This window comes from Pseudomonas alvandae (assembly GCF_019141525.1).
GTDB classification, from domain to species: domain Bacteria; phylum Pseudomonadota; class Gammaproteobacteria; order Pseudomonadales; family Pseudomonadaceae; genus Aquipseudomonas; species Aquipseudomonas alvandae.
The window spans coordinates 2519811-2532423 of the sequence record NZ_CP077080.1 but is presented as its reverse complement, the minus strand read 5'-3'; the positions used below and the strand labels follow the sequence as shown (position 1 = coordinate 2532423).

General features: G+C 57.3%; 9 protein-coding genes and 1 riboswitch. Of the genes, 4 read left to right on the top strand and 5 right to left on the bottom strand.

Annotation, left to right across the window (positions count from 1 at the left end):
- Positions 1-89: 89 nt before the first annotated feature.
- From KSS97_RS11310 to KSS97_RS11290, 5 genes are all read right to left on the bottom strand, one after another.
- The gene (locus tag KSS97_RS11310; protein WP_217861654.1) at positions 90-2441 is read right to left on the bottom strand and encodes an autotransporter outer membrane beta-barrel domain-containing protein; all 2352 of its coding nucleotides are present in this window, start codon (positions 2439-2441) and stop codon (positions 90-92) included.
- Positions 2442-2684: 243 nt separating this feature from the next.
- Positions 2685-4655: a hypothetical protein gene (locus KSS97_RS11305; RefSeq protein WP_217861653.1), complete on the bottom strand. Its 1971-nt coding sequence runs from the start codon at positions 4653-4655 to the stop codon at positions 2685-2687.
- A 103-nt stretch (positions 4656-4758) separates the two neighbouring features.
- Positions 4759-6720 carry a hypothetical protein gene (locus tag KSS97_RS11300; protein ID WP_217861652.1) on the bottom strand — a complete coding sequence of 654 codons (1962 nt, stop codon included), beginning with the start codon at positions 6718-6720 and terminating at the stop codon, positions 4759-4761.
- A gap of 291 nt (positions 6721-7011) precedes the next feature.
- Positions 7012-8193: a pyridoxal phosphate-dependent aminotransferase gene (locus tag KSS97_RS11295; protein WP_217861651.1), complete on the bottom strand. Its 1182-nt coding sequence runs from the start codon at positions 8191-8193 to the stop codon at positions 7012-7014.
- 40 nt (positions 8194-8233) lie between these two features.
- Complete coding sequence (locus tag KSS97_RS11290; RefSeq protein WP_217861650.1) at positions 8234-9859, bottom strand: methyl-accepting chemotaxis protein; 1626 nt, start codon at positions 9857-9859, stop codon at positions 8234-8236.
- Between the two features lie 164 nt (positions 9860-10023).
- Positions 10024-10243: riboswitch (cobalamin riboswitch) on the top strand.
- 98 nt (positions 10244-10341) lie between these two features.
- On the opposite strand from KSS97_RS11290, the gene KSS97_RS11285 reads away from it, so the two are divergent.
- The 4 genes from KSS97_RS11285 to cobM all read left to right on the top strand — a co-directional run bounded on the left by KSS97_RS11285 (position 10342) and on the right by cobM (position 12453).
- Positions 10342-10530: a CbtB domain-containing protein gene (locus KSS97_RS11285; RefSeq protein WP_030137974.1), complete on the top strand. Its 189-nt coding sequence runs from the start codon at positions 10342-10344 to the stop codon at positions 10528-10530.
- A gap of 11 nt (positions 10531-10541) precedes the next feature.
- The gene (locus KSS97_RS11280) at positions 10542-11237 is read left to right on the top strand and encodes a CbtA family protein (protein ID WP_217861649.1); all 696 of its coding nucleotides are present in this window, start codon (positions 10542-10544) and stop codon (positions 11235-11237) included.
- Positions 11234-11638: a cobalamin biosynthesis protein gene (locus tag KSS97_RS11275; RefSeq protein ID WP_217861648.1), complete on the top strand. Its 405-nt coding sequence runs from the start codon at positions 11234-11236 to the stop codon at positions 11636-11638. The genes KSS97_RS11280 and KSS97_RS11275 overlap by 4 nt, the downstream gene beginning before the upstream one ends.
- 68 nt (positions 11639-11706) lie before the next feature.
- Positions 11707-12453: a precorrin-4 C(11)-methyltransferase gene (gene cobM / locus KSS97_RS11270; protein ID WP_030137971.1), complete on the top strand. Its 747-nt coding sequence runs from the start codon at positions 11707-11709 to the stop codon at positions 12451-12453.
- The last annotated feature ends 160 nt before the right edge of the window (positions 12454-12613 follow it).

Here is a 12613-nt window from a genome sequence, read left to right as displayed (position 1 = left end):
TAAAAAATTGTCCGTTCATTAACGGCGCCAAACGAAAAAACCCTGCATAAAGGCAGGGTTCTTTCTGTTTGTCCTACGGGTATTGGCATTTACCAGTTGTAGCGCAATCCCACATTGGCACCGAATGGCATTTCGATATTCTTGCCACTGGCATAATCAAAGTCAGCGTGCAATTGCAAAGACTCACTGAGTTGCGCAGCTATACCGGCCCCCAGCTCAGCACGCGAACCCGACAAATCATTGTTGAACACATTGTTATTGACTTGGACCTCATTGTTTTTGGCGAACTCATGTGCCATCGCCACCCGGACATAGGGCTGCAGCACGGTGCCGTCGTCCAGCGTAAAGTTACGCCCGCCAGTCGTGCCGACCTTGCCGAGGAAAGAGCGGGTACGATCGCCTTCGGCCTGCATGCCGTTATCCAGACCATAATCCTGGCTCTGGATCACCACCGTCGAGAATTGGGTATAGGGTTCGATGAAGTAGTTGTTGTCCAGCTTGATATGCCGTCCGAACTCAACCGAGCCGCCCAGACCTGCAGTGTTGTAGGAACCCTTGGCACGGGCACCGTCACTCATGGAGACTTTTGCCTCGTTATGGAAACGGTTGAGCTTGAGTACACCGTCGAAGTAGTAGCCCGTGTCCGCGTCCAGCCAAGTGGTATAAGCGCCAAGGTAGTAGCTCTTCACGGTGCCTGAACTGCCGCGGCTCAAATCCAGGTCGGAGTTGCTGTGGCCCGCCATCGCACCGATGAGCCATTGTCCGTCACCCATGGGCAACGGCGCGTCGGCTCCCAGGGAAAAGCCCTGCTGAGTTTGCTTGTAGCCGGTACCGGAGGCCGCGTCCACGCTATATTTGTTGCCATAGGTACGGCCCCACGCGCCCGACTTTCCTCCGTTGAAACGCAACTCGCCCATGCGACTGCGCAAACTGGTCAGCTCGCCCAACCAAACTGTTGGGGCAGTATTGAATAGGGCCATGACCGTGCGGGTACCAGGGCTGACCGTCGCCGTCTCGGGATCGAGGAACCAATCAGTCCCCCCTGAACCATTCGCCGCGGAGATCAGTTTGTAAGAATAGGTCCCGACATCCACCTGATCACCCACCAGGCCAAAGGTAGCGTCGCCCGCCGCCGTCTTGACCAAGGTCAACGCTTGCGGTGACGCGGGGTCAACCCCTGAACCTGCCACCCACAACGAGTGATTACCGGTGGCGACACCGAAGACATTGAGCACATCGTGTTGATTGGTGGCCCAGTCGACATCCATCTTGAAGGTTCCGTCGCCCGTCAGGGTGCCCACGTTCAACTGATAGAACTTCCCAGCACCGCCGAAGGCCACCGTTCCCGCGTTCATGGACAAGGTGCCAACCGTATTGTCACCAGCCATTTCCCATTCGGAACCGCTATTGATCGTGACGCCGGAAACGCCGACCAGATTCCCTTTGAAGAACGAACCGTTAGCGAGCCCCAGGGTGCCGGTGCTCCCGGATTCGACAATAAAGTCACCTTCCATTCGGGCTTGATCGAAACGCAGATTGGCGGTGCTGTTTTCGGATACATCAATGTTGCCTTTCAGCACGACACCGCCGCTATTGCTCACACCCATGTTCGCTGTGGAACCGCCGACAACCTCCAGCAAATTGCCGTTGCCTGCGATGAGATTCGAACCATTGGTCAGTTCGATATTGATCACCGTCGATGCGGCGCCGGCAGCCGAGACACGAATAGCGGCACCGTTTTTGCCCTCAACGGTCGTACCATTGAGCAATACCTTGCCTTCACGCGGAAGTGGCCGATTGCCTCGCAGATCGAGTCCATTCAGACCGCCAATAATCGTGCTGCCGATAAACTCCGCATCGGCACTGAACAATCTGACGCCGTAGCTATCGGCCCCCGTACCTTCGATGTGAGAGTTGTGGACTTTCAGAGTACTTAACGCCGAAGCAAAGGCTCCACCTTCCAGCCCTTTGATAACGCTACCGGCAGTTACCGTCGCCGACGACCCCACGCCGAGGCTTTGCAGCAAATGCAGGCCAATCCCGTGGTCATTGGTCACCGTGCTGTTATTGATCGTTGCTTCACTGGCTTCCAGTCGCACGCCAGCGATGAGTCCTGCACCCGTGGCAGTCACCGTGGCACCATCCAGCGCCACTCGCGAACCGTTACTTGCCCATATTTGCTGCGTCGTACTACGAGGACGGATATTAACAGCGGAGCTATTTGAAATAATATCCATTACGTTGGCGCCGTTCACATTGAGCGTGGAACCTGTTATGACCTCGTAGCTATCACTCGGAGTGCCAGGCGTAACGTCCCTGACGTCACCGTTTTCCACTAAGTCGGCCTGCACCGATGTGCTGACCAGCATCGACCAGATAAGGCAACAAGACACCGGCGCTATACCGGACAAAAGTGATCGTGCGGAATTCGAGGAATGCATAGTGATGAACCTGAAGTAAGAGTGAAGGTGCACTTCCTCACGACTCAGCCGCAATCAAAGTGCAAGGCGGCCGCAGGATACTCAAAGAACCACGCATAGCATGTAGGAAAAATCCCAAATAGCACCTAGAAAAATCCCATAAACTTACACCAATAGAATTTTCCGATCTCTAGGAGAAATAACAACGTAAAGGAAAAAAATTTTTCCTTTACGCCTCTTCACCTTTATCGGGACCAAGGAATATCAAGGATTTATCGGGCACAGACCTGCAGCATCCACCGAAGCGGCACGTATCGAAAACGTGCCTGACAATGTCGACGTGCCGACTACCACCGAATAGTCAACCTTCAATGCCCCCCTGCGTCCTAGAAAAACATCAAAATAATTGGCCCTGGGCCCAACCAACACAATAAAGCCGTCATCTACTTGTGATTGGCTCAGTGAAGGAATCGTCGTTGTCCAAGCCGTTCCCACTTCATTGCCCAGGACAGGTGGAAACACATCATATCCTTGTACCGTAATGGCCATTGACAGGCCCGCCGACAGCCTTGGGTTCGCTGGAATATGCAACCGCAAGTTAGCGTCTGGACCAATCCAGGACGAGCAATTGATCCACCATGTGGTGCCACCTACAAACTGAGCATCAGGGAATTCCGGCTCGGCCAGTCTGATTGGCACGGCTTCCTCTACATTCACTTCTGTAATAGGAGAAGGGCTAGGGTTGTTATCGCCGGTTACGCCCACTGCATACCACACATCAATCAGAATGCCCGGTACCTTCTCGATCTCAGCCCAAGGCACATTGAATACGAGAGGATCGCCTTCATTCGGCACCGGTGTTACTTCAGTTACGTAATCGGGTAGATCTCCCCAGTACAGTCTCGCCCAGTCAACACCGACAAGCCCCACGGGTACCGTAATAGTCGCCGTTGCAGGCAGCCCTTTGTCGCGTTCCACCAGCTTATTATTTTCTGGCGCTGTGCCACCGCCTCGGACAAGCACCTTCGGCAGAATGCCAGGGTCGATGAGCTGGGACAAATCGACTTTGATGTCCAAATCACTGTCAGCATCGTACTCGTGGGGGCCTCTTTCGATCTGATAAGTCACTGCCGTCGGCTTTTCTCCCGTAGTGCTACCATAATCCGGTTCGATCAGTTCAGAATCGCTTACATCAATGATCATTGGGTCTGTTGGATTATCTCCAACTCTGTAGGGAGTACTGGCCTTATAGGCGCCCCACGTCAGGTAAATACGATCGTTCTTTCCGTGATTCGTATAGCGCGGTACCAATGCCCGGACGCCTGCTTTAACGTCGGCCAAATCAATCAATGTCTTGGCATCTTCAGCCAATGGCACCCTCAGAGGACGGAACGGCCCAACAGGAAGGGGAAGGAGCAGTAAATGAGTTTCAAGCGGTACCGATTCTGGGCCGATATTACCCACAATATCTTTTAGTTTAAATTCGAAAGCAAGCTGACCATCGTCTTTCCCCGTGAAATATATAGTCGGAATAAAGATTGTCCGGTCGTTAGGAATCACCTCATCAAAGACTTTGAACGAAACAAGGTCTTCTTTTAACAGGGCGTAAACCTCAATGGCGTCCTGATTACGTTCGCCTGCGTAATCAGGTACGATTAGCGGCACGCCTGTACTACTGACACTATCTAGATATGCCTTTGTCAACCCGTCGTCCTTAGCAACCTGGTCTCTAAATTCCAACGAATGGGTGGAAGATTGATTGTCATTTGGCGGAGTCTTATCGATAACGAATTCCGCTATATCAGAATCTGTGGTGCTCCCCGAGGGGATTTCTACACTGTATTTCAACTCGTACGTCCCTTCCTCTGCAAAAGCCGAAGCACTCACAGTGGTCGGATAGGGAAAGTCACCAGGTTGAAATGGCCCGGGGATCGGATGCATATCCGTAGGAACACCCCAATCGGAGCTCCCTTTGCGCCTGACGAAGATCCTGAGCGTATCTGTCTCGCCCAGTTCGGCTTGCTCTGGCCATTCAGGGACCTCTAGATCAAGATCAGTCTCCTGCAGTGCCCGAGGCACATAGTTTTTGTATTCGGGAAATGCTGGAAAGTAGTTCGGAACAATTATCGGATCCAAGGGATCAGCTAGTTGGTCGGCCCTCTCCTGTAAATACCAAGTCGTGTAGGCCTGACGAGCCTGCGCGGAGGTCAATACAAATTTCTTCTGGTCATTCATCTTCTCAGCTCCGGTAGATATCAGTTAGACACACCCATGAACAGACAAACACTTACAACTTATTACTTCCCAGCGAGCCCGACATCAAACAGTCTTCAGTCCTTCAGCCCTCATGTCTTGAGGCAGCACACTGTTCCTCCGAAACGGTTTCAACAATCTTCAAATTCTCCGGTGCCGGAGAAGTGCCAAATTGTCCGTCCGTTTTGCTCAGTGTGTAATAAGTGCCCCACGATCCTCTCGACACCGGTTTTATGTGCGGATCAAAGGGCAAGATCCAGACATCGATAAACCCGTCACGAATATGCTCAGGTCTTATCTCTTCTGGAAATTCACCATAAGTTTCGTCAATAGGATCGGCAGAATTGAATGCTCGATAACCTTGCCAAAACACCCTGACTTCGTCGCTTGCTGCAAAATGACCACTGTCGAATTTTATGCGAACCCGAATCCCTTCCCATGGTTTATCTTCACAACCGATATAACCAAAACCATCCGCATCCTCAAAAACCGGCGCTGGCAAATCATCAATGGTAGTGACCTGAACGCGCACATAAGTATTTTCGGATTGCTGTTCGTTAACGCCGTTGCTGGTTGTGTAGTACACCGGCAATCTCGCGTTGTTAGGCTCCGTATCAATCACATCCCAAGATACGGCGGAGAACAAAACTTCCGCGCCTTCGACATCGCCGGCCCGCACGGTATAGGTGGCGACGGCCCCGCTGTATTGCCCCCAGTAGAGCTCGAGCATCTCTCCGGGACTCGGCGCCTGATAAAGTTTTAGCTTCGGAATGACCGGAGAGGTCCTGTCACCGGGCAACAACACATTGGGCACGCCCGAACCACCCACAATATCAATGAGCGGTAAAAGCGGGTTGAGCAACGCCGGTGCATTGGGATGGTCCTGACCGGCAACCGTGAAATTGATGCTGATATCAGCTTCTTCCGAAGCACGCGAACTACCACCACGAATGAAGTTGTAGCCCACCTTGACGACCGAGGGGCCTGGTCCATTGGCGATCAAAAAAATCCATGGCACCGGTATGTTCAACGGAAGAACAGCGTTGCGCCGGGGCAGCCGAATACCGTCCCAAACCAGTTCTATCTGGTCACTGGGTAGCAATGGAGGGGGAATATTTTCAACGACTGCCTGCACTTGCGCTCGCGCATCGGCCCGGTGTACGAGGTTGTCATCGTCATGCAGCGGCACAGTGGGTGGCGGAAGTCGGCCAGGCCAAGGTATGAGTGAAACGGTGCCGGTGGCTGGCTTCGAATAGGTCAGCGTTTCGTTTCCGGCACGGTCCCGAATTTTATAAAAAGCATGGAAGGTTCCATTTTGGTTCGGCGCACGAATGTCGTCGCCCATCAAATCCACACGAATGTCTCCGGCATCAATCTCCGCCTGAAGAACCGTTTTTGGTGTGACAAACGTCTCGGTGGGCGGGTTCGTTTGCGACCAGAACAACTCAAGCACATCGCCGTCCGCCGCGCCGGTATAAGTGGGCGACGGAAGGCGAAACTCGACCTTGTCATTGTTGTTCAGAAGATACTCTTCGGTAATGATGTTCCCAGGCAAGTTACTGGGAAACAGCAACACCTCAAGTTGTTTATCGTAACTGGGCGGTTCGGTATCCACTGTCACAAAGCGATGTTCAGAAGGCGCCCCATTACCAGCACCCTCTATGACAACTTCGTACCATATTTCGAAACGCCCATCGGGCTGGAGCAAGTTCCTCGGTACGGCAAGAGGAAGGGGAAACATATCCTCTGTAATGGGGCCTTTCACGGGGAGTGTTTGAACGGGCGCGCCCGTCCTATTAATGGGACGTTCCCAATAAAGTTCGATAATGTCTTCTTCACCCGCAATCGCATATTCGGGCCATCGCTCAGGCACATAGACAGGCAACGGTTGATTTTGTGACCCTGTGGGAAGCAGCCCTTCTGGGTCACGGTCTTCAATAATCAAGGGAATCGATAATTTCTTCAGCTCAGCCAATATTGGACCTCGTTTGCGCATCAAAGGCCCTTCTCTTTCACCTGAGTCTTTGTTCTCTTTCGATTCGCTCACTTTCCACTCCAAACTCGCGACATTGAGGTTATTTGCGCCGCGCTGATGATGCGTAGTGCATTCCGGGTCTACACAACAGAACCCAAGTGAACCTATTCGACTCTCTATCCAATCGATTGAATACTGTCAGAGTTGACAGGTGCGGATACCGTCCGTCGCTTTAACAGGCAGCGAACGGCAATATTTCAATTCTGTAAATGAACGCGCCTTGCACGCGAACATCGCTCTTTCTGGATCGGGCGCTCTTTTTGAATACGCTACGCTGTTGTATGTGTAGACCGTTGTAGAACTTCAGCGCACTTGTAAGGACTGAACGGCACACGAGGCAATCCGCCGGCACGCCTCCGCCAACTTCACCTGATCGACCACCAACCCAATCCGAATATGCCCCGCCGCACTCGGCCCAAACGCCTCCCCCGCCAGCACCGACACGCCATACCCGTCCAGCAGCCGCTCGGCAAACGCTTGAGCGCCCAGCCCGGTCCCACGTACGTCAACCATCACGAACATGCCGCCATCGGGCCGGACCGGTTTGAGACCCGGGCAGTTTTCAAGCGCCATGCACACCAGCTCACGGCGTTGGAAATATTCCTCGCGCATCCGCGCCACTTCAGGCAAGTCTTGATCGAGGGCAACCTGGGCGGCGCGCTGGACGAAATCCGGCAAGCCAAACAGCATGCACAGGGACAGGTTGGAGAGGTGTTCGGCAAGGGGTTCGGGACCGACCGCCCAGCCGATGCGCCAGCCGGTCATGGCGTGGGACTTGGACAGGCTGTTGATGGTCACAGTGCGCTCAGCCATGCCCGGCAGCCCGGCCGGGCTGATGTGCTGGCCTTCGTACAGCAAGTCACTGTAGACCTCGTCGCTGATCAGCCAGAGGTTATGGTCAATGCACAGGTGCGCCAGCGCTTGCCAGGTCGGCAGCGGCAGGCTGGCGCCGGAGGGGTTGTTCGGGCTGTTGAGGAGCATGGCGCGGGTGCGTGGGGTAATCAGCCGGGCGACGTCGTTCGGCTGGACGCGGAAGCCGTTTTCCGGCGTCACCGCCACCGGCACCACTTTCGCCCCGCAGGCGCCGAATACCGCTTCATAGGTGACGTACATCGGCTCGGCGACGATCACTTCATCGCCAGGGTCGAGCAAGCATTGCGCGACGGCATAGACCGCGCATTGGGCACCGGGCAGCACCGTGACGTGCTCGGCGCCGACCGGTTGGTCGCAGCGCTGTTGATGCCGTCGGGCGATGCTCGCGCGCAACGAGTGCAGGCCCCGCGTATCCGAATAGTGTGTATCGCCCGCCCGCAGGCTGGCGACGGCAGCCTCGACAATCGCGGGCGGGGTGTCAAAATCCGGATCGCCCACCGAGAGCAACAGGACTTCCCTGCCCTCCTCACGCATGGCCAGCGCCCGGTCGTGAATGTCCCAGGCGGCGGCGCCGTCACCGGTGATGCGTTGGGTCAAGGCTGAAAAGCGCATGGAATCTCCTGTGAGCGCGGTGTCCAGCCTCAACCCTATCTCAAATCACGAAACGCGCCACCGCCGCATTCAACCCCACCGCCAGGCGCGACAGTTCGTGGGTGGCGTCGCTGGTCTGTTGCGCGCCGCTGGCCGACTGGGTGGCCAGGTCGCGGATGTTCATCAGGTTGCGGTCCACTTCTCGCGAGACCTGGGCCTGTTCTTCAGACGCACTGGCGATGACCAGGTTGCGCTCGTTGATCTGGTGGATCGACTGAGTGATCTGCTCCAGCGCTACGCCGGCGGCCCGGGCCAGTTCCAAGGTGCTTTGGGTGCGCTGGTTGCTTTGCTGCATCGACTGCACGGCCTGGCCGGTGCCGTTCTGGATGCCGGCAACCATTTTTTCGATTTCCTGGGTTGATTGCGCAGTGCGATGGGCCAAGGCGCGGACTTCATCGGCCACCACCGCGAAACCCCGCCCGGCCTCGCCGGCACGGGCGGCTTCGATGGCGGCGTTGAGGGCCAGCAGGTTGGTCTGTTCGGCGATGGCGCGGATCACGTCCAGCACCTTGCCAATGTCGCGGCCCTGGATTGCCAAGCCTTCAATCATCGAGGCGGTGGCTTGCACGTCGTGGGTCATGGTCTGGATCGCGTCGACGGTTTCCACTACCCGTGTGCGCCCCTCCTGGGCGGCCTGGGTCGACTGGTTCGACGCTTCGGAAGTCGACACGGCGTTGCGGGCGACTTCTTCGACGGCGGCGGTCATCTCATTGACGGCGGTGGCCGCTTGCTCGATCTCATTGTGCTGCTGTTGCAAACCCCGGGAAGATTCCTGGGTGACGGCGCTCAGCTCCTCGGCGGCGGCGCCCAGTTGGGTGGCGGAGCCGGCAATCTGCTCGATGGTCTGGCGCAGGCTGCTTTGCATCGCGCCAAGGGCCTGGAGCAACCGGGCGGGTTCGTCCTTGCCCTCGTCGGTGATAACGGTGACCAGATTGCCTCCGGCAATGGTCCGTGCTGCTTCGAGGGCCCGATTCAGGGGCGTGACGATGCTGCGGGTCAGCAGCAGGGCCAGCAGCACGGTGGCCAGCGCGGCGATGATCGAGACGACGAGAATGCCAGTGATGGCGCTGTTGTAATAGGCGCCGGCCTGGTTCGACGCTTCATGCCCCTCCGCCACGCTCATTGCAATGAGCTTGTTGAGTTGCTCGCCCATCTGGTCAGTGCCTTCCTTGATCCGTGTGTTGATGAGGCTGCGCAACGCGTCGGCCTTGTCTTGTCGGGATAGATCCAGCATTTCCTTCTGGGCCTGGAGGTAGTTTTCCAGGGTTTTCGAAAAGACTTTATACAGCTCAGCTTCATCTGGCTCGGCGGGCAGCGCTGCATAGGCTGCATTCGCCTTGTTGAGTTTTTCCACCAGCACGCCGATGCGGGTCTCGGCCTCGCTGAGGCTGGCGGGGTCGCGGTTGACCAGGATGCGAAATGAAAGAATGCGCATGCGCAGCACGTTTTCAAGGACATTGGCCAGGTGACCGACGGCGGGTAACTGGGTCTGCTCCATGTCCACCGACGCCTGGCGAATGACGGACATGCGATTGGCGGCGAACACGCCGAGCACAACGACCAATAGCGCAATGACGGCAAAGCCGAGAAAGGCTCGGGGGGCGATATTCAAGCTACGTAGGGACATGGGAAGACCTCGGTGGTGGGTCGAGCGTCCATGCCGCCGGCGTATCGATTGGGATAATTATGTGTACGCCTACCGGGTTATCGGCTGGGCTTGAGGCTTTTTGCAGGAGGACGATGAAATATATTCCCGGCGTGTTCAATTGACGCCCCGCCCTCGCCCATGGTCTCCTGTGCGCCAGTTTGGGTGCCCTTCACAGGGTGAAACGGGAAACCGGTGAATCGTGTGCTTTACTTCAAGGCCACGTCAGTCCGGTGCTGCCCCCGCAACGGTAAGCGAGTGAAGCGTCGAATCCACTGTGCATGCGCATGGGAAGGTGACGCTTGCAGGCACGGCTCTGGCCGGCCCCTCGTGAGCCCGGAGACCGGCCCATGACTCATTTTCAACAAACCCGCGGTGGGCGGGCGCTGTTCGAATCCCGGCGAGCCTTTGCCCGGGTTTTCATTGCGCTCGATCCGCCCGCTGACAGACCAGAGGGAAGCGCCATGTCGACCATCAGCAGCACCGCCCGCTCCACCAGCAGCACCGTTACCCTGAGCCAACGCCTGAGCGCGGCGGTCCTCGCCTCGATCCTCGGCGCGGGCCTGGTCTATTTCGCCGGTTTCTCTCACATCGAAGCAGTGCACAACGCAGCCCATGACACACGGCACAGCGCCGCGTTCCCGTGCCACTGAGTGCTGCCGACATGATCAAGCGTATCGCGCAAACCGCTGGTTTCAGCGGGCTACTGGCCGCCCTGCTGCTGACTCTGCTGCAAAGTTTCTGGGTGTCGCCGCTGATTCTCCAGGCGGAGACTTTCGAGAAGGCCCCGGCGACCGAGGTCCATGAACATGCCGCTGGGGCTGCACATAGCCATGACGCCGAAGCCTGGGAACCGGAAGACGGCTGGCAGCGTGTACTGTCCACGACGGGCGGCAATCTGGTGGTCGCGGTGGGTTTTGCGCTGATGCTGGCGGGCCTGTACACCTTGCGTGCACCGACGCGGACGTCCCAGGGCTTGCTTTGGGGACTGGCCGGTTATGCGACTTTCGTGCTGGCGCCGACTCTCGGCCTGCCACCGGAATTACCCGGCACGGCAGCGGCGGATCTGGCCCAGCGGCAAATGTGGTGGATCGGCACGGCGGCGTCCACGGCAGTGGGCATCGCACTGATTGCATTCGGTCGGCATTGGCTGTTGAAGTTGCTGGGCCTCGCCATCCTGGTGACGCCTCATGTGATCGGCGCGCCCCAGCCCGAAGTGCATTCGATGCTGGCTCCCGAGGCGCTGGAAAGTGAGTTCAAGCTCGCCTCGCAATTGACCAATGTTGCATTCTGGCTGGCCTTGGGCCTGATCAGCGCCTGGCTGTTTCGCCGGGGCACCCAGGCCCACCACGACGCATGAGCAATGGGCCGATTCTGGTGGTCGGCTTCGGCTGCCAGCGCGGTTGCCCGGCCAGTGTCCTGCGGGCACTGCTTGACCAGACTTTGCAGGCCCATGGTATTGCGCTTGATCAGGTACGGGCATTGGCCAGCATCGAACTCAAGCGTGACGAACCCGGGCTGCTGGAATTAGCGGCGCAATTGTCACTGCCGCTGACGTGTTTCACTGCCGAGGAGCTGGCAGGCTATCAAGCACGGCTCAGTCATCTGTCCGAGATTGCCTTTGAGCGTACGGGCTGCCACGGCGTCGCCGAAAGCGCCGCCCTCGCGCTGGCCGATCGATGGGGTTCTTCCCCCGCGAGTTTACTGGTTACCCGCCAGAAGGCTGCACAAGCCACGCTGGCATTGGCGACGGCTTCGTAACACTCGATAATCGCCGCTGGAATCATGAGCGCCGCTCATGCACCCCCACTCTCAACAGGAAACCGGTCATGACCGTCTTCTTCATCGGTGCCGGCCCCGGCGATCCGGAACTGATCACCGTCAAGGGTCAGCGGCTGATTCGCAGTTGCGCCGTGATTATCTATGCAGGATCCCTCGTTCCGGCAGCCGTGCTGGAGGGCCATCGCGCCGAACGAGTGGTGAACAGCGCCGAGCTGCATCTGGAACAAATTATCGAGCTGATCAAAGACGCCCATCTCAAGGGGCACGACGTAGCCCGTGTGCATTCCGGCGATCCGAGCCTTTACGGCGCCATCGGCGAGCAGATCCGCTGTCTGCGCGAACTGGACATTCCTTTCGAAATCATCCCCGGCGTAACCGCCACGTCAGCCTGCGCCGCCCTGCTCGGTGCCGAGTTGACCTTGCCCGACGTGTCCCAGAGCGTGATCCTGACCCGTTACGCGGACAAAACCGCAATGCCCACAGGGGAAGAGCTGGTAAGCCTGGCGCAACACGGGGCGACCATGGCGATCCACTTGGGGGTCAACCACCTGGAAAAAATAGTCGACGAGCTCCTGCCCCACTACGGCGCGGATTGTCCGATTGCGGTGATTCACCGGGCGACGTGGCCGGATCAGGATTGGGTAGTGGGAACGCTGGAGGACATCGCCGGGAAGGTACAGGCCAAGGGCTTCAGGCGTACGGCTTTGATTCTGGTCGGACGTGTGCTGGGCAATGATGTATTCAGCGAATCATCGCTGTACCGCGCCGGGCATGCGCATCTCTACAGGCCCTGACCTATCGGCACACCCGGATCCCTTGTGGGAGCGAACCTGCTCCGGGCGGCGATCCGACGAAGGCGGTGGGTCAGCCGGTGATGATGTCGGATGGGCTGGCCCCTTCGCGGGTAAACCCGCTCCCACAGGAATCGCAGAGGCTGTTGTGGCGAGGGAGCTT

Bases quoted from the DNA above. Each gene is read 5' to 3' on its own strand.
- KSS97_RS11310 (WP_217861654.1), bottom strand. From the start codon at position 2,441: ATGCATTCCTCGAATTCCGCACGATCACTTTTGTCCGGTATAGCGCCG.
- KSS97_RS11305 (WP_217861653.1), bottom strand. From the start codon at position 4,655: ATGAATGACCAGAAGAAATTTGTATTGACCTCCGCGCAGGCTCGTCAG.
- KSS97_RS11295 (WP_217861651.1), bottom strand. From the start codon at position 8,193: ATGCGCTTTTCAGCCTTGACCCAACGCATCACCGGTGACGGCGCCGCC.
- KSS97_RS11290 (WP_217861650.1), bottom strand. From the start codon at position 9,859: ATGTCCCTACGTAGCTTGAATATCGCCCCCCGAGCCTTTCTCGGCTTT.
- KSS97_RS11285 (WP_030137974.1), top strand. From the start codon at position 10,342: ATGTCGACCATCAGCAGCACCGCCCGCTCCACCAGCAGCACCGTTACC.
- KSS97_RS11280 (WP_217861649.1), top strand. From the start codon at position 10,542: ATGATCAAGCGTATCGCGCAAACCGCTGGTTTCAGCGGGCTACTGGCC.
- KSS97_RS11275 (WP_217861648.1), top strand. From the start codon at position 11,234: ATGAGCAATGGGCCGATTCTGGTGGTCGGCTTCGGCTGCCAGCGCGGT.
- cobM (WP_030137971.1), top strand. From the start codon at position 11,707: ATGACCGTCTTCTTCATCGGTGCCGGCCCCGGCGATCCGGAACTGATC.